At 38.7% G+C, this 17,913-nt stretch carries 17 protein-coding genes, 1 tRNA gene and 1 rRNA gene; 15 read left to right on the forward strand and 4 right to left on the reverse strand.

Features of this window, described 5'->3' with window-relative positions:
- The first annotated feature begins 33 nt into the window (after positions 1-33).
- The gene (locus tag AA637_RS05945; protein WP_446684292.1) at positions 34-951 is read left to right on the forward strand and encodes a ParA family protein; all 918 of its coding nucleotides are present in this window, start codon (positions 34-36) and stop codon (positions 949-951) included.
- A gap of 61 nt (positions 952-1,012) precedes the next feature.
- Here the strand turns inward: AA637_RS05945 and AA637_RS05950 are convergent, their stop codons facing one another.
- Positions 1,013-1,375, reverse strand: a complete 363-nt coding sequence (locus AA637_RS05950; protein ID WP_446684293.1) for a hypothetical protein — start codon at positions 1,373-1,375, stop codon at positions 1,013-1,015.
- An 82-nt stretch (positions 1,376-1,457) separates the two neighbouring features.
- Between AA637_RS05950 and AA637_RS05955 the strand changes: the two genes are divergently transcribed.
- The 3 genes from AA637_RS05955 (at position 1,458) to AA637_RS05965 (ending at position 4,728) form a co-directional block, all read left to right on the forward strand.
- Entirely contained in the window at positions 1,458-1,742 is a 285-nt protein-coding gene (locus tag AA637_RS05955; protein ID WP_446684294.1) for a DUF427 domain-containing protein, read from the forward strand.
- Positions 1,732-2,919 (forward strand): DUF58 domain-containing protein, encoded by a 1,188-nt coding sequence (locus AA637_RS05960; RefSeq protein WP_446684295.1) that lies wholly within the window; start codon positions 1,732-1,734, stop codon positions 2,917-2,919. Before AA637_RS05955 ends, AA637_RS05960 begins: the two co-directional genes overlap by 11 nt.
- 153 nt (positions 2,920-3,072) lie before the next feature.
- Entirely contained in the window at positions 3,073-4,728 is a 1,656-nt protein-coding gene (locus AA637_RS05965) for an iron uptake porin (RefSeq protein WP_446684296.1), read from the forward strand.
- Between the two features lie 70 nt (positions 4,729-4,798).
- On the opposite strand, the gene AA637_RS05970 is transcribed toward AA637_RS05965, so the two are convergent.
- Positions 4,799-5,908: a metallophosphoesterase family protein gene (locus AA637_RS05970; RefSeq protein ID WP_446684297.1), complete on the reverse strand. Its 1,110-nt coding sequence runs from the start codon at positions 5,906-5,908 to the stop codon at positions 4,799-4,801.
- A gap of 218 nt (positions 5,909-6,126) precedes the next feature.
- Here AA637_RS05970 and AA637_RS05975 point away from each other — a divergent pair, with 218 nt between their 5' ends.
- The 7 genes from AA637_RS05975 to rimI all read left to right on the forward strand — a co-directional run bounded on the left by AA637_RS05975 (position 6,127) and on the right by rimI (position 12,667).
- A complete protein-coding gene (locus AA637_RS05975) occupies positions 6,127-6,978 on the forward strand; it encodes a sulfurtransferase (RefSeq protein WP_446684298.1) in 852 nt (283 codons plus the stop codon).
- A gap of 926 nt (positions 6,979-7,904) precedes the next feature.
- Complete coding sequence (locus AA637_RS05980; RefSeq protein WP_069790930.1) at positions 7,905-8,429, forward strand: LabA-like NYN domain-containing protein; 525 nt, start codon at positions 7,905-7,907, stop codon at positions 8,427-8,429.
- A 281-nt stretch (positions 8,430-8,710) separates the two neighbouring features.
- Positions 8,711-9,052: a ribbon-helix-helix domain-containing protein gene (locus AA637_RS05985; protein ID WP_446684299.1), complete on the forward strand. Its 342-nt coding sequence runs from the start codon at positions 8,711-8,713 to the stop codon at positions 9,050-9,052.
- Between the two features lie 43 nt (positions 9,053-9,095).
- Positions 9,096-10,619 carry a stress-responsive protein Ycf46 gene (ycf46, locus tag AA637_RS05990; RefSeq protein ID WP_446684300.1) on the forward strand — a complete coding sequence of 508 codons (1,524 nt, stop codon included), beginning with the start codon at positions 9,096-9,098 and terminating at the stop codon, positions 10,617-10,619.
- A 146-nt stretch (positions 10,620-10,765) separates the two neighbouring features.
- On the forward strand, positions 10,766-11,116 hold the full coding sequence (locus AA637_RS05995) for a DUF1257 domain-containing protein (RefSeq protein ID WP_069790924.1): 351 nt from the start codon (positions 10,766-10,768) through the stop codon (positions 11,114-11,116).
- 122 nt (positions 11,117-11,238) lie between these two features.
- Positions 11,239-12,135, forward strand: coding sequence for an ABC transporter ATP-binding protein (locus tag AA637_RS06000; RefSeq protein ID WP_446684301.1), 897 nt, complete (start codon positions 11,239-11,241; stop codon positions 12,133-12,135).
- A gap of 67 nt (positions 12,136-12,202) precedes the next feature.
- Complete coding sequence (gene rimI, locus AA637_RS06005; RefSeq protein ID WP_446684302.1) at positions 12,203-12,667, forward strand: ribosomal protein S18-alanine N-acetyltransferase; 465 nt, start codon at positions 12,203-12,205, stop codon at positions 12,665-12,667.
- A gap of 17 nt (positions 12,668-12,684) precedes the next feature.
- On the opposite strand, the gene rpsR is transcribed toward rimI, so the two are convergent.
- Both rpsR and rpmG read right to left on the reverse strand, forming a co-directional pair.
- The gene (rpsR, locus tag AA637_RS06010; RefSeq protein WP_069790927.1) at positions 12,685-12,900 is read right to left on the reverse strand and encodes a 30S ribosomal protein S18; all 216 of its coding nucleotides are present in this window, start codon (positions 12,898-12,900) and stop codon (positions 12,685-12,687) included.
- 58 nt (positions 12,901-12,958) lie between these two features.
- Positions 12,959-13,153, reverse strand: coding sequence for a 50S ribosomal protein L33 (gene rpmG, locus AA637_RS06015; RefSeq protein ID WP_071891713.1), 195 nt, complete (start codon positions 13,151-13,153; stop codon positions 12,959-12,961).
- Positions 13,154-13,373: 220 nt separating this feature from the next.
- Between rpmG and AA637_RS06020 the strand changes: the two genes are divergently transcribed.
- The 4 genes from AA637_RS06020 to AA637_RS06035 all read left to right on the forward strand — a co-directional run bounded on the left by AA637_RS06020 (position 13,374) and on the right by AA637_RS06035 (position 17,912).
- Entirely contained in the window at positions 13,374-14,843 is a 1,470-nt protein-coding gene (locus tag AA637_RS06020) for a TldD/PmbA family protein (protein ID WP_446684303.1), read from the forward strand.
- A 134-nt stretch (positions 14,844-14,977) separates the two neighbouring features.
- The gene (locus AA637_RS06025; protein ID WP_446684304.1) at positions 14,978-15,835 is read left to right on the forward strand and encodes a carbohydrate ABC transporter permease; all 858 of its coding nucleotides are present in this window, start codon (positions 14,978-14,980) and stop codon (positions 15,833-15,835) included.
- 439 nt (positions 15,836-16,274) lie between these two features.
- A 16S ribosomal RNA gene (locus AA637_RS06030) occupies positions 16,275-17,764 on the forward strand.
- Between the two features lie 74 nt (positions 17,765-17,838).
- A tRNA-Ile gene (locus AA637_RS06035) sits at positions 17,839-17,912 on the forward strand.
- Position 17,913: the final 1 nt, after the last annotated feature.

Here is a 17,913-nt window from a genome sequence, read left to right on the forward strand (position 1 = left end):
TGACAATTTTTCAAGTTTTAATATAAAGGTTTTATGGGCTATATTATCAGCACGGTAAATATGAAGGGAGGAGTGGGTAAAACTACTTTGACGGTTAACTTAGCTACTTGTTTAGCTAAAAATTTTAATAAGAAAGTTTTGGTGTTAGATTTGGATTCCCAAATTAGTGCAACCCTTAGTCTTTTGGCACCCCAAGAGTTTAGTAAGTTACGCAAAAAAAGAAAAACTTTAGCTTATTTAATTGATAATATTATCCAACCAAATCCTTATGCTAAATTAACCATTGAAGATATTATCACTGATTCTATTTGTGGTTTAGCAAATTTATCTCTTTTGCCAGGAGATATAGAATTATATGACGAATTTTTGGTATCAGAAATGATGCACCAAAAGTCTGTTAATTCCGATAATACGGATAATTTTGATGAGGTGTGGAATAATTTTGAAAGGGTATTAGTAGAACAAATTGTTCGCCCTATCGCTCCCAATTATGATTTTATTATTATGGATTGCGCCCCAGGATATAATTTATTGACCAAAAGTGCGATCGCTTCTAGTGATTTTTATTTATTACCCGCAAGACCTGAACCTCTTTCACTGGTGGGGATACAGCTATTGGAAAGGAGAGTTAGAAACCTGAAAAAAGTACATGCTAAAATAAACCCCCTTAACCTAGATTTACTGGGTATCGTGTTTATCTTATCAGAAGGAGGACTTTTTGGACGCTACGATCGCTATTATTCCCAAGTAAAAAGGAGAGTAGAGCGAGATTTCAGTTCAGAAAAAATGTTCCCCACAGATATTCCTATGGATGTAAATGTGGCTAAATCTTTAGATATGTTTATGCCTGTAGTAATGTCTGCCCCTAATTGTTTGGCATCTAAAGCATTTAATAAATTAACGGAAGAATTTTTACAAAAAATAGCCCACTGTAAAACTAATAATGGCTAGAAACAAACAAGAGAGAATTAATAATTAAAAATCCGTTTAGTTCTCTTGTTTTAAATTATATTTAAACAATATCAGAAGAACTATGATTAGATTTCACCCCACGATATTGGATATTTTTTTTAGGGATATTAAGGGCGGTTTGCTCAGGAGAATTATAATTTGAACCTCGATATATCATACTTCTAAAAAGGCCATTACCTTCAGTTTTTTCTAGCTCTACTTTCTCTATTTTTTCTCTATTTTTTTCTTCGACGACATTAGTATCAGAAGTAGTCAATTTATCAATGGATTTTTGAGTAAACATCATTCCAATGACTAAAATACCTAGCAAAATCGGAGTGGGTGCTGAGACTAAACCTACAATCAAAGCTATTACTAGACTGAATACAGACACAGCCAGTCCGAAACAAATAATTAATTCCATGATGTATATAATTGAAAATGTATAGTTAACATTAATAATATATATAACTATATTAGAACATAATTGAACATAGGATAGGGAAATGGCAAAAGCAACTTGGAATGGGGCAACACTTGCCCAAAGCGAAAACTGCGAAATTGTTGAAGGTAATTATTATTTTCCCCCCGACAGCATCAATCAAGAGTATTTAAAACCAACGGAAACCCATACTACCTGTGGCTGGAAAGGAGTCGCCAGTTATTACACTGTGGCGGTAAATGGAGAAGAAAATAAAGATGCTGCATGGTATTATCCTCAACCCAAAGAAAAAGCGGAAAACATCAAAAACTACGTTGCTTTTTGGAGAGGAGTAAAAGTTGAATCTTAATTCTAGTCATAAGTCTTTTCTCCCAAAGGATGCTTTTTCTGGTTTTAGTAATTGGTGGCACAACCACTTACCTAGCCCATCTTATGGTGGTTGGGTACTTTTGGGCATCGCCCTGAGTTTTTTTGGGGCGGCTACTAATACCATGGCTGGATGGTTATATGTACTCAGTGGCACTTCATTGGCTTTGACGGGGTTAAATATTTTTATATCTTCCCAGACGGTTAAAAAATTGAAGATTAAACGTCTTCCCATAGAGGCTATTAGTGCGGGAGACGAGTTATTAATAGAGTTAACAGTGACAAATCCTACCAAATCTGGAAAAAACTTTGTGGAAATAGTAGATCACTTACCATTTCTTTTATCTAAGCCTGTTAATAGCTCCATAGAAAGCCTTGCTCCCGAAGAAACAAAAAAAATAACCTATTATGCTAATGCTCAAATTAGAGGCATTTATCATTGGCATAGTTTAGATATTAAAAGTGCTGCTCCCATTGGTTTGTTTTATGCTCGAAAAAGACGTAATATAGAAACAAGGGCGATCGTCTATCCTCAGATTCTACCTCTTAAGCAGTGTCCTCTCATCGATCACATTGGCAACGAGCAAACCCAACAACAACAGAGCGAAAAACTATATCAGAATGCTACTGAAGGAGTTACAAAAGCCATTAGACAGTATCGATATGGAGATCCCCCACGGCTTATCCACTGGCGTAGTAGTGCTCGTTTTGGTGAACTACAGGTAAGGGAATTAGAAACTATAACAGGGGGACAGGAAGTAATTATTTGTCTTGATAATAGTCAATCTTGGAATCAAGAATTATTTGAAAAAGCAGTAATTGCAACGGCATCTTTGTATTTTTATTGTAGTCGTCAGCAACTAGATGTTAAGTTATGGACTCCTAAAACTAACACCATAAAAGGTAATCATGTGGTCCTGGAGGCGCTCGCCGCCATACAGCCTATGGAAAAGAAGGAAGATGTGCAAATTCCCCCTAAGCCTTTAGTATGGCTGTCTAATAATCTCAGTAGTCTTTCCTCTTTACCTCAAGGCAGTCGATGGATATTTTTCCCTGAAAATGATGATATTAGTGGGGAACAAAATATTTCTACCTCTGGTCTTAGTTGTCAATCAAATATGAACCTAGAAAATTTGTTACAGAAAACACTTAGATTATAAAAAAATCAATTTTCTTCTGTGTTTAAGGAAAAGTTAAGGAAATTTAACAAATAGTCCCAACTTTAGTAGAAAAAAAATATAATTAGTGTTAGGATAGCACTCAGGATAAACAAGATTCAGTTTAAGTCCTATATAAAATGTGTGAGGAAAACAATGAAAAAAATCTTTTGGAAATCTTTAAAAGTAACTCCAGCCCTTTTAGGTGCTAGTTTACTCGTAAACGCTCAAGCTCAAGCTAACGAAGACTTTACCGTTTCTCAGTCTTTTGAAAGCAACAGTGAAATTATTGACCAATTAGACCAATACAATGCTGAGGGAGTTTCTAATTCTCAAGGTCAGGTAACTTCCGTTAACCAACTCAGTGACGTTTCCCCTACAGACTGGGCTTATGAAGCACTACGTAGCCTAGTAGAACGTTATGGTTGTATTGTCGGCTATCCTGATCGCACCTTCCGTGGAAATCGTGCCTTAAGTCGTTACGAATTTGCCGCTGGTTTAAACGCCTGTATGCAATCCATTGAAAGACTAATCGGTACTGGTGGTGTAGGTGACGAAGATATTGCTGCCCTCAGAAGATTAATTGCAGAATTTGAAACAGAATTAGCCACTCTAGGTGCAAGAGTTGACAACTTAGAAGGCAGAGTGGCTTTCTTAGAAGATCACCAGTTCTCCACCACCACCAAACTAAATGGTGAAGTGATCATGGCTTTAACTGGTTCTGACAATGACAATCAAACTGTTTTCGGTAACAGATTTCGCCTAGCGTTAGAAACTAGCTTCACTGGAAGAGATACTCTCGTTACCCGCTTAGCTGGTGGTAATCTTTCCACCTTTAGTGGCGGAAATTCTGTCATTGGAGATGCTGGTGGTACTTTAAATCAAACTTTTAACCTTGGCGAAAACGGAAATAACGTTGACCTAGATTGGTTAGCTTATTATGCTCCTATCAGTGTTGGTGACAGAGATATACAAACTTTTATCGCTGCAGCTGGTGGTATCCATAGTGACTACGCCGCAACTACTAACCCTTTCTTCGAAGATTTTGATGGCGGTAATGGTGCATTATCTACCTTCGCGTCCTCTAGCCCTATCTACAGAATTGGTGCAGGTGCAGGTGCCGGTTTATCAATTCCTTTCGGACAAAGATCTAACTTGACTGTTGGTTATTTAGCAAGTAATGGTAACGAGCCTAGCCCTGGAGCTGGTTTATTTGATGGAGATTACTCGGCCTTAGCTCAATTAAACTTCGGCTTTGGTGAAAACTTAGACCTTGGCTTAACCTACGTTCGTGGTTTCCATAAGGCTGGTTCTCCTCTATTTGGTGATATTACTGGAACTTTGGTTGCTAACAATCCTGTTCTTACAGCAAGTCAGTTCTCGGATTACGAAAGTGATTCTTTTGGTGTTCAAACCGCTTTCCGTCTAAGCCCCAGAGTAAGTATCAGTGGTTTCTTTAACTATACTGATGTTAATCTTTCCACTGATAACCCTGTCATTTGCCCAGATAGTAACTGTAACGACAACATTTACAGCTATGGTGGTGGTGTTGCATTCTTAGACCTTGCAAAAGAAGGTAGTGTATTAGGTATCTTTGCTGGTGTTCAACCCTATAGCACCAGAGCTCAAGACTTTGTTGATCCCGTTGGTGAGCGTCCTTTAAATACAACACCTTTCCACATTGAAGCATTCTACAAATACCCTGTAAACGATAATATTTCTATCACTCCTGGGATCATTTACGTAGATTCTACTGATCAAACCAACAACAGTAGCTTCATTGGTACTCTAAGAACAACTTTCACTTTCTAAGATTAGCTTAGTTTTGATAATAAAGCCCTTCTCTCAATAAAGAGAGGGGTTTTTTATTGAAGATTCAAGATCAATTTTCGCAAGTATATGGATTTAAAGGATATTTAGCTAGACAAGCATTTTTTTCTGAGGTAGATAAATTTTGAACATTTACATCTCTCCTGAGAATCATACCGTTATGAGCCATTAATAAACGGGGTAATTGACTATTATTAATAACCTGTAGGGTTTTCATATCATAGGTGGTATAAGTGGTTAAATCAGGATTATCAAAGTTTATATCTACAACAGTTAAATTTTTCATGGGCTGACTGTTTCCTGCTATTAATTGACGAGCACCCCCACCCAACACTCCAGCGTGTAACATTTGTAAATTTCTTTTGTGAGCTGGATAATAAGCGTGATGATGACCACTAATATAGGTGTGAACATCATTTAATTCCAAGAAATTTTGCAAAAATTCTGCTTCGTCTAATACTTCTCCCTCTCTATCTCTACCAGTAGCAACTCCATAAAGGGGTAAATGCCCGATCGCAATGCGCATTTTAGCCTGTTTAGCTACAGGAGATTGCAACGCTTCCCCTGCCCATGCCAATTGTTGAGACGAAATATTACGAAAGGAAGCATCCCACACCAAAAAGAAAATATCCTTTTCCATAAAGGTATAGTAAAAGGGAAAGTGAGTACGATCAATAAAATTGACCTTGGGATTATGATTTTGCCAATACTCTTTTGCTAAATCTCGATCTCTTTGATGAAAAAATCTGTTTTCCCGAGAACTAAAACTTCCTGAGCCATCGTGATTGCCTATGGTAAAACCAAAAGGTATATCTAAATCTCGCAGGGGTTTGGCAATTTGAGCATCAAAGCTATTCCACATCGCTTTTACTTCTGCATTGCTGAGAGAAGCCTTTTGCCCTGCAATCATATCTCCCCCAGATAAAACCACATCAGGACTCCAAAAGGGTACTAATTTTATGGCTTGATGTACTTCCTGTTCATATTCCGTAGAGCCATAGGCACTATTTAAATCACTGATCACTAATAGCCTTACATCTCCCCTAGGAGGTTGATAAATCTGTTGTTGAGATATTTCTGTGGGTGTATTAAAGGCATAACTACTTAATGACCATAAGCAGAAAGAGGCGATCGCCCATAGTAAAAATATATTTTTTTTCATAAAATTAATATCATCCTTAATTATCTACTCATCATACTCGGCTAATCATCAAGATAGAGGACATATTTAGTCTTTGGGATATATCTTCTCAGAAATTATCCATTGTTCATTGTTAACAGATCCATTACTATAGTCATAGGGTTAAATTAAACAAAACCCACTATATATTTATCTATTTATATTTAAACTAATTATCTAATTGTTATTAACTTACAAAAATGGGTCAACATCAGAGCATAGTCTCGGCAGAATGGCTCAAAGATAACCTAAACAATCCCGACATCAAAATTATTGACTGTCGCTTTCGTCTTCCAGACGCTAACTGGGGTTATCAACAATATAATCACAGCCATATTAAAAATGCCTATTATTTAGACTTAAATAATCACCTTTCTAATACAGTTACTGACCATGGGGGTAGGCATCCTTTACCCGATAATAAATTATTAGCCACCAAATTCGAGCAAATTGGCATTATTAAGAACAAGACAACCGTAGTTGTTTATGATGATTCTCGCTTTGCCTTCTGCGCTCGTCTATGGTGGTTATTACGTTTTTTAGGACATCATCAGGTTTTCATTCTCGATGGTGGTTGGCATCATTGGCAACAGCTTAACTTTCCAACGGATAACGTTATTCCTTCTGATGGTCAAGGTTCATTTATTCCTGAGCCAAACTTTGATTTAACTGTTGATATTCAGCAGGTAAAACAAGCTCAAACATCCCCCACCGTAGCAACCATTGATGCTCGTTCGGGCGATCGCCATTTAGGAAAAACAGAACCCATAGATCCCATTGCAGGAAGTATTCCTCATAGTCATAATGTTTTTTGGCAACAAAACAGCACCCCAGAAGGATTTTTACAATCCAAATTAGACTTAGAAACCATCTGGCAAGCATATCTAAAATATCCTGAAATAATCGCCTACTGCGGTTCAGGGGTGACTGCCTGTGTAAACATCTTTGCCCTAGAAACTATTGGTTATCATAACTGTAAATTATATGCAGGAGGATGGAGCGACTGGTGTTCCTATCTTCAAAAATCAGAAAATCTCATTTCTCATAATTGAGGTTAATTTTTATCAGGACCTTAATTAAAAATAGATTTTGAATAAATAAAATATTACTAATTTAATTATTATTTTTAGCAATATATATTGTTTCATTAACTTATTTATTACTTAGATCAAAAACTAAATTTATTTTATAAATAAAAAAATGTTGTACTTAATACAGTTCAAATATGAATAACTAAATTTAATAATAAAAAAAGTACCATGCCAAATATTTAATTGCAAATTTACAGCTTTAAGTTTGCTATGTCTTTTTGTACTCATTAATCTTAGAAACTTTTGTTATGAATACTAACTCGTACATAAAGCAAAAATATTATGTTATTAATAATAAAGTTTAACTTTTAAACTTTTATTTTATCCTATATTTTGCTTTTTCTAGTAGGACTAAAATTTTAAAAAATCAATAATGGTTTGCTTAATATGACTTGTCATCTTTTCTAATTTATGGGTCTAAATAAATTTAATTTGGATAGAAACTAATATATTTATCCACTCAAATTAGTAAGAAATATAACTATCATTATTTGTTAAGACTTAAATATCTATATTAAGAAACTGTAGAAGTTTATTTTTTTTAAATTATTTAAAACAGCTATAGAAATTATTATTTTAACTTTAAAAGGTTAAAAACTTTATTTATAAAAACAATTATTATGACTAATTTTAACTTCAATAACGGAAAGTATAGTATCAATGACTATACTAATTTAAATGGTGTTAATCAAAATAAAGATTCGGAAAACGAGTCAGATAATGATCCCGAATTGAAACTAGAAACCAATGAAAATCCTATTCTTAATCCTCGTCCTCAACTAATACCAAGACCTGAGTATAATCCAGAACCACAGGTAAATTCAACTACTATAATTGCTCCTAATTCAGAAATAAATAATACTAATCACTATAACTATGTAAATAACATAAATAACCATCGTTTACGAGATAGAATTTCTATATTTGTTGATGGTAATAATATGTTTTATGCTCAACAGAAAAATGGTTGGTTTTTTGACCCTCGTAAAGTCATTGACTATTTTTCTGAAGAATCGGGATTTATGTTAATCAATGCTTTTTGGTACACGGGTTTAAAGGATTCTCAAGATCAGCGGGGTTTTCGAGATGCTTTGATTAGCTTGGGTTATACCGTAAGAACAAAAATACTGAAGGAATATTATGATGATAGTTCTGGTCGATTTTCCCAAAAAGCTAACCTTGATATAGAAATTGTTGTCGATATGTTTAATACCGTTGACCAGTATGATCGAGTTGTTTTATTTAGCGGTGATGGTGACTTTGAAAGGGCGATTGAGCTTTTACGCTCCAAAAATACCCACATAACAGTGGTTTCCACAGAAGGCATGATTGCCAGAGAATTGCGTAATGCCACTGACCGCTATTTGGATTTAAATGAAATTCGTCCTTGCATTGAAAAACGAGATTTTTGAAAATTTGTCTAACTATTCATATATTTTTTTTTGGGGGCATGACATTTATCAGCCCCTTTTTTTGTAAAACACGAGTAATGTAAACTTTTGCTTTGAATATTACGCAAATGCTCTAAATGTTTGATATATCTACCCTAGAAGGTTTTTTATCCATTAAAATCACCTAATAATTGTAAAGAAATGTAACAATAATGCCGTTAAAATGGGATAACGCCTTGACAGTAAAAAAGAAAATAGTTAAAGTAATTCATATAGCACTTGGGCATATCAAATAAGCCAATATGCAAGAAAAGCAAAAAGTTACTCTCTATTTACCACCAAACCTACATCGACAGTTAAAAGTTAAAGCAGCTATCGACACTGACTCTATGTCAGCATTAGTTGAGAAGGCAGTTAGCTTTTATCTAAAACATCCTGAAACAGTGGAAGAGGTCGAAGCAGGTTATGGTAAGACTCACCAAATCCATGTATGTCCAGAATGTGACACTCCCATGTTGATGCGTGATGGTGAAATGGTCTCGTTGAAAAATCAACCCACTGTTGTGGATGAGGAATTTCCTCTAGTCGGCGATGGTGTACAGTTAGAAGATTCATCTGACCAAGAAGAGTTAATTCCCTGTTAGGACACTTGAGTACACTGAGAAACTAATATCGAGGTTCGGCATCATGAAAGAAGAGTTAAACATTCTCATCAAAGCTCAATATCCTTTGATTTATTTGGTTACTTCTGAAGAAGAAAGAGCCGAAAGTGCGATCGCCCGTATCGCTAAAGATCAAGAAACAAAAGAGCAAAAAAGCCGAGTCTTTGTGTGGACAGTGACTCACGGCATTGTAGAATGCAATAGCCAAGGTCGTCAGGGAGTACAACACAACACAGTTTCACCAGAAGCTGCCATTGAATGGGTAGTCAGACAAAAAGACGATGGGGTTTATATATTCAAAGATTTACATCCCTACCTGGACTCTCCCCCTGTCACTCGATGGTTGAGGGATGCTATCTATAGCTTTAAAGGCACAAACAAAGCAATAATTTTGATGTCGCCTTATCACAAAATACCCATCGAACTCGAAAAAGACGTTGTTGTATTGGATTTTCCTTTACCCCAATCCTCAGAGTTAGAAGCAGTATTAGAAAAAGCATTACAGCAATCTCGCCAGAAAAAACTTCTTCCCCAAGTCAAAGAAAAATTGCTCCGTGCAGCCCTTGGCTTAACCATCGATGAAGCTCAAAAAGTTTATCGGAAAGCTCAAGTAAAAGCGGGACAACTCACCGAAGACGAAGTAGAAATCGTCCTCTCCGAGAAAAAGCAACTAATCCGTCGTAACGGAATCCTTGACTATGTAGAAGAAGACAAGACCATTGAGGCAGTGGGGGGGCTAGAAGAGCTAAAACATTGGTTAACCCAGCGTTCCGATGCCTTCAGCGACAGAGCCAGAGAGTATGGACTTCCTCAACCCAAAGGGATGCTTATTTTGGGCGTACCTGGTTGTGGTAAATCCTTGATTGCCAAAACAACCTCCAGATTATGGGGCTTACCCCTTCTCAGGTTAGACATGGGCAGAGTTTATGATGGTTCTACCGTAGGCAAATCAGAAGCAAATCTTCGTAATGCCCTCAAAACCGCTGAATCAATATCTCCCGCAATTCTCTTTATCGATGAACTAGATAAAGCTTTTGCTGGTAGTGGTGGTTCCGCTGATTCCGATGGTGGCACATCCAGTCGTATCTTTGGTTCATTTTTAACTTGGATGCAGGAGAAAACGTCCCCAGTATTTGTCATGGCAACTGCTAACCGCATAGAAAGATTACCCAGTGAGTTTTTACGTAAAGGTAGATTTGACGAGATCTTTTTTGTTGACTTGCCCAACGCCCAAGAACGACAAGCTATATATAAGATACATTTAACCAACCGTAGAAACGACATCGAAAGATTTGATCTCGGGCAACTAGCAAATGTATCAGAAGGTTTTTCTGGAGCCGAGATAGAACAGGCGATAATCGCTGCGATGTATGAGGCTTTCGCCCAAGAGCGGGAGTTTACCCAGTTAGACATCATTGCATCCATCAAATCCACCCTGCCTCTGTCCCGCACCATGACTGAACAGGTAACAGCACTACGAGACTGGGCTAGAAAAAGAGCCAGACCTGCTTCAGCTTCCGTCGCTGAGTATCAGCGTATGGAATTTTAAAGGCTTTCATCGGATGGGGGAGGAGTAGTCCCCCGCACTTCCGGGAAAGGCTAGTAATCCACTAGCAGTTTTAACAAAAGCACTCAAAGTGCATATCTTATCACATTTTTAAACAGTTGTCTTTAATCTCTTAGGAGGAAATATCCATGTCTCATTTTAGCACCCTACGCACCAAAATCTCTTCTGCTGAAATTCTCACCAGCTCTTTGCGGGATCTTGGCATCAACGTAAAAACTGATGCTGATGTACGTGGCTATAATGGCCAACGTCTCCGTGCCGACATTGTAGCCGTATTAGAAGGCGAGTATGATTTAGGTTGGTCTCGTAATGCTGATGGTAGTTTCGACTTGATTGCAGATCTTTGGGGCGTTGCTAAAAAACACAACCAAACTGAGTTAATTAACTCTATTAACCAAAAATATGCCGTGAATAAAACCCTTGAAGAGGTTAAACAACGTGGTTTACAGAATGCTAATGTGAAGTTAGTTCTTCAGTAATCCTCAACAATTTACCTAATAAAGTGTATTCTCAATCATTTGAGCTAGTTGGAATCTATCCAACTGGCTTTTTTTGTGAGAGCAGGTGCTATGATTGCAATGTTTATTTTCTCGGATTGATAATGTTGCAAATCAAAAATTTAACTAAGTTTTTCGGCAAAAGAGCGGTTTTACAAGATTTAAACCTCAATATTGAAAAAGGAGAGATATACGGTTTATTGGGAGCCAATGGTGCGGGAAAAACTACTACGATAAATATTATTTGTGGCTTGTTAAATTATGATGATGGCTTAGTAAACATTAATGGTGAAAATTTATCGGTAAGGAGTAAGTATTTGTTAGGGGTTGCTCCCCAAGAAAATTTATTATACCCGAGCCTTAGTTGTGCTGAAAACCTCTCTTTTTTTGGCAAGATTTATGGCTTAAAAGGTAGTAAGTTAAAATCGGCAATTTATGGCAGTTTACAGGGGGTAAATTTATTAGAAAGAAAGGATAGCCCTGTGGATACCCTTAGTGGGGGTATGCAAAGAAGGTTAAATATCGCTGTGGCTTTGATTCATAACCCTAAGTTGTTAATTTTGGATGAGCCGACGACGGGATTAGATATTGAGGCAAGGTACGAGGTTTGGCAACTTATTACCAGTTTAAAGGAGCAGGGTATGACTATTCTTTTAACTACTCACTTATTGGATGAAGCTCAAAAACTGTGCGATCGCATCGGGATCATCAAAAACGGTGAAATCATTGCGGAGGGAACATTAAAAGAGCTAAGGAAAAAAGTCCCAGCCCAAGAAATTATTATTATTAAAACTGATGAGGAAGAAAAAGCCATCCTCAAAGCTCAAGAAAAGGGTTTTGAACATCGTTATTATGGAGGAGATTTAGCTTTTCTATTACCTACCATCTTACCTTTGGAAGAATTAATAAAATATTTTGATCACATAAATCTAACTTCTATTACTCGTCAACCTGTCAATCTTGATCATATTTATCTCGAAGTTACTCAAAATATTGAATAGGGATAAAAATCTAGGGGCGATCGCCTTTACTAATAAATAATACAATTAAATTAAAAAGCATCTATTCATGTCATTAACAACCATAAAACTTCAACCCCTAACTGAACAACATTTATCAGAAGTTATCAAATTAGACCAACTTTGCTTCGGTGGATTGTGGAGTTTAGACGGTTATAAAAAAGAAATAGAAAGCCCCAATAGTACCCTATTGATTATTACCACGGATATAAAAAATGAAGAAAGAATAATCGGTTTAGGCTGTTTTTGGGCAATTGTAGAGGAAGCCCATGTGACCATTTTAGCCATTCATCCTGATTTTCAAAGACAGGGATTAGGCAAAATGTTATTAGAAGAATTACTAAAACAAGCAAAAGAAAAAGGGTTAGAAAGAGCAACCCTCGAAGTTAGTGAACACAATCAAAGTGCGATCGCACTATATGAAAAATTTGGTTTCGCCCTAGCAGGAAGACGTAAAAAATACTATCAAGCTACTGGGGCAGATGCCCTAATTTTTTGGAAGAAATTAACCTAACACTTAATACCCACAAACTAACCTTCCACGTTGATAAAGGGTAATAAAGCCAACAAACGAGCTTTTTTAACTTCTCTGGTTAATTCTCTTTGTTGATGGGCAGTTAAACCAGTAATACGGCGAGGCAACATTTTGCCTCTTTCAGTTACAAACTTGTGTAACAACTCTAAATCTTTATAGTCAATTTCTTGACTGGTGGGAATGGGAGATAGTCTTTTACGAAAATAAGCCATAATCTAATTTTTTAATACTTACTATTTACTTATGGAAAATACAAATTCAGAAACTAAATTATTTAATTTCTTTGTGGATAGTGTGCTTGTTGCAGTGAGTACAGAATTTTTTAAGTTCCATTCTGCCAGTGGTGTTACGTCTGTTTTTCATAGTGGTGTAACGAGACACACCTTTAGAGCGTTTGTCAGAATTTGTACGACACTCTGTACACTCTATGGTAATGATAATGCGAACGCCTTTTTTACTTGCCATGGTTTTAGCTGATAGTTACTATAACAGTAATTTTATACACAATCTACTATTATCTTATATACCTGACTCTTTTGACAAGGGGGTAAATAATTGACAGTGGATAATCGATAATTGATGATTAGAATTCCCAAGAAGTCGAGATGCTCTACCCTTATAACTCAACTTTTTCATAAGTCTGTAACTATATAATGGTATGTAACAAAGTCAGTTAAAGTAATCTATGTCACCAACACTCTTGATTTCCAAAGAAATACCTAACCTATCATATCAGCCCAAGGGCGATCGCTTCGACATTTCATGGCAGCAACCTCTATCAACCCTTTTAGGAATGGGAAGAGCCGCAGGAGCAGACTTTGTAGAATTTTTCCTTGAAAAATCAAACTACATCAACTGTTTAGCCGAAGACGATACCATCACCAGTATCACCCCCAGACTAGCCAAAGGGGCAGGGGTAAGAGTATTTAAAGGAAAAGCAGACTGTTACGTTAGTACCAATGATTTAACCTTCAACGGTTTAAAACAAGCCTTAGAGAAAGCCCTCTCCATCTTAGGATTAACTATTCCCCAAGGTTCTGCTTTTATTCCCGAAATTAACCTCGAACTATTCCGAGACTATGCCACTCTCAAAAATAAAGATATGTGGTTAAGTCAGTGCAGTAATATGCAGGAAATGGGGGATGTATTATTAAGTGCTAATCAATTTATTGAAAAAAAAGCATCTAAAGTGCGATCTCGCCGTGCAGCCTACTTCCGAGACTGGCAAGAAGTATTAGTCGCCTCCACCGATGGCACCTTCGCCCGAGACATCAGACTAACCCAATCCGTCGGCTATAACCTCCTGTGCGCCGACGGACAAAATCGCTCCTCCATTGGTAAAAGAGACGGAGACACCAGCAACCCCGACTTCCTACGCCAATGGAACTATCAAAATGTAGCAGAGGAAGTAGCCGAATCCGCAGGAAAAATGCTCTATGCCGACTACGTCGAATCTGGACAATATCCCATCATCATGGCAAACCAATTCGGCGGAGTAATCTTCCATGAAGCCTGTGGACACCTCCTCGAAACCACCCAAATCGAAAGAAAAAGTACTCCCTTTATTGACAAAAAAGGAGAAAAAATCGCCCACGAAAATCTCACTGCTTGGGACGAAGGACTATCGGACAAAGCCTTCGGTACCATCGACATGGATGACGAAGGAATGCCCCCCCAACGCACCCTCCTCATCGAAAACGGCATCCTCAAAAACTTTATCGCAGATAGAGCCGGTTCCATTCGCACAGGACATCCTCGCACAGGTAGCGGCAGAAGAAGTAACTACAGCTACGCCGCCGCCTCCCGAATGCGCAACACCTACATCGCCCCAGGAGAATACACCCTAGATAATATCTTCTCCTCCATAGATAAAGGAATTTATTGTAAAAAAATGGGCGGAGGCAGTGTCGGGCCTACTGGAGAATTTAACTTCGGTGTTGACGAAGCCTACCTCGTAGAAAACGGCAAAATCACCAAACCCCTAAAAGGGGCAACCCTCATCGGAGAAGCCAAAGAAATCATGAAAAAAATCTCCATGTCATCCCAAGACTTAGCATTAGCAGCAGGATTCTGCGGCTCAGTAAGCGGTAGCATTTATGTCACCGTAGGACAACCCCATATAAAAGTTGACTCCATCACCGTAGGTGGAAGATAGACTTCAGTTTAAAATATGCGTATAGTATTTACCCCCTTACTAAAGAATAAGAAAGGGGGGCTAGGGGGAATGTCCTGATAGTTTAGCCCCCCAAATCCACAAAATTTGAGAAAGTTGCAACTCTTAACGACACCATGAGCCTTAACAAACTAAAAACAAAAATCATCCCATGGTTATTCCTTAGCCCGGCCCTAATTCTTCTCACCATCTTTCTCTTTATACCCATTCTTTATCTTATTTACCTCAGCTTTACCAACGGAAGCCTCACCGCCACAAAATGGATAGGTCTAAACAATTACAAAAGACTAATAATAGATTCCGATTTTACACAAATTATAATTAACACTATTTACTTTTCCGTCACTAGTATCATTCCCAGTATCCTCATCCCCTTATTGTTAGCAGTTCTTCTCAACCAAAAAATAATCCTCAGAAGTTTTTTTCGTACCAGCTATTTTATCCCCTCCATAACCTCCCTTGTTGCCATGGGCTTAGGGTTTCGTTGGCTATTTCAAAACAATGGACCTGTTAATCAACTACTTCAACAAATAAATCTAACCCCTATTCCTTGGCTAAATAGTCCCCTTTGGGCAATGCCTGTTGTTATTCTATTTAGTACATGGCGACAAATTGGCTTCAACCTTGTTGTATTTTTAGCAGGATTACAAGCAATTCCCAAATCTCGCTATGAAGCCGCAGAATTAGACGGAGCAGATTCATGGGCAAAGTTTCTATACATAACCCTGCCCGGTTTAAAACCTACCCTAATTTTTTGTAGCATCACCACCGCCATATTTACTTTTCGCTCTTTTGAACAAATATACGTAATGACCAATGGGGGGCCTGCCAACAGCACTAATATTCTTGCTTACTACATATACCAAGAAGCATTCCGCCAATTTAACTTCGGTTACGCTGCTGCGGCTACCAGTATCTTATTACTAATAGCTTTTTTTTTGGTGTATATTCAAATCCTCATCACCAAAGAATAATCTCTCATACAAATAACTCCATTTAAAAGAAAGTCAAAACGGAAACCTGTCGCTTGTTGAGAAGGTTAAAACACAAAAGCCAAGACAAAAAAGGAGCAATCAAAAGAAAAAAGAAAAAAGATTGAAGGTCAAAAGCCTTATTGTGTAGTGATTGAGACAGAAGATTGAAAAAAGATGGTAGAAAAAGTTGCCATTTTAGAAAAGGTTAGTTATATTAGTATATGTGCGATTGAGGGCAACACGCCTTCCTGACACACCACGAACCTCGACAATTCAATAGTTTGAAAGCCATTTTTCAAGTATTACATATATCCTTGTCAAAATAACTTTATTTAAAAAACAAAAGTCTTAAACCTCGGTTTAAGCATTGCCAAGAAAGAGCAAGTAAAACTACTTCAAATCAAAAAGGAGTAAATCGCTTTAAAGTGATGGAAACTTTACAATGGAGAGTTTGATCCTGGCTCAGGATGAACGCTGGCGGTATGCCTAACACATGCAAGTCGAACGGTCACCTTCGGGTGATAGTGGCGGACGGGTGAGTAACACGTGAGAATCTGCCCTTAGGTCGGGGACAACAGTTGGAAACGACTGCTAATACCGGATGAGCTGAAAAGTAAAAGATTTATCGCCTAGGGAAGAGCTCGCGGCTGATTAGCTAGTTGGTGGGGTAAAAGCCTACCAAGGCAACGATCAGTAGCTGGTCTGAGAGGATGAGCAGCCACACTGGGACTGAGACACGGCCCAGACTCCTACGGGAGGCAGCAGTGGGGAATTTTCCGCAATGGGCGAAAGCCTGACGGAGCAATACCGCGTGAGGGAGGAAGGCTCTTGGGTTGTAAACCTCAAAACTTAGGGAAGAAGAAAGTGACGGTACCTAATATAAGCATCGGCTAACTCCGTGCCAGCAGCCGCGGTAATACGGAGGATGCAAGCGTTATCCGGAATCATTGGGCGTAAAGAGTCCGTAGGTGGCACTTCAAGTCCGCATTTAAAGACCGAGGCTCAACCTCGGGCAGGGTGTGGAAACTGAAGAGCTAGAGTACAGGAGGGGTAGAGGGAATTCCTAGTGTAGCGGTGAAATGCGTAGAGATTAGGAAGAACACCAGTGGCGAAGGCGCTCTACTGGACATGTACTGACACTGAGGGACGAAAGCTAGGGTAGCGAAAGGGATTAGATACCCCTGTAGTCTTAGCGGTAAACGATGGATACTAAGTGTAGCGGGTATAAACTCCTGCTGTGCTGAAGCAAACGCGTTAAGTATCCCGCCTGGGGAGTACGCACGCAAGTGTGAAACTCAAAGGAATTGACGGGGACCCGCACAAGCGGTGGAGTATGTGGTTTAATTCGATGCAACGCGAAGAACCTTACCAAGACTTGACATCCGATGAATCTTGATGAAAGTTAAGAGTGCCTTAGGGAACATCGTGACAGGTGGTGCATGGCTGTCGTCAGCTCGTGTCGTGAGATGTTGGGTTAAGTCCCGCAACGAGCGCAACCCTCGTCCTTAGTTGCCAGCATTAAGTTGGGGACTCTAGGGAGACCGCCGGGGAGAACTCGGAGGAAGGTGGGGATGACGTCAAGTCAGCATGCCCCTTACGTCTTGGGCTACACACGTACTACAATGGTTAGGACAAAGGGATGCGAAACCGCAAGGTGAAGCGAAACCCATCAAACCTAGCCCCAGTTCAGATCGTCGGCTGAAACTCGCCGGCGTGAAGGAGGAATCGCTAGTAATCGCAGGTCAGCATACTGCGGTGAATCCGTTCCCGGGTCTTGTACACACCGCCCGTCACACCATGGAAGTTGGTAACATCCGAAGTCGTTACTCCAACCCTTATGGGGGGAGGACGCCGAAGGTGGGACTAGTGACTGGGGTGAAGTCGTAACAAGGTAGCCGTACCGGAAGGTGTGGCTGGATCACCTCCTTATAAGGGAGACCATGTATAGTGGTCAGCAAGGAATGTGATGAAAAATGGTACTTCAAACTAGAGATTGGGTTCATGGGCTATTAGCTCAGGTGGTTAGAGCGCACCCCTGATAAGGGTGAGGTCCCTGGTTCAAGTCCAGGATGGCCCAT

This window comes from Cyanobacterium sp. HL-69 (assembly GCA_002813895.1).
GTDB lineage: Bacteria > Cyanobacteriota > Cyanobacteriia > Cyanobacteriales > Cyanobacteriaceae > Cyanobacterium.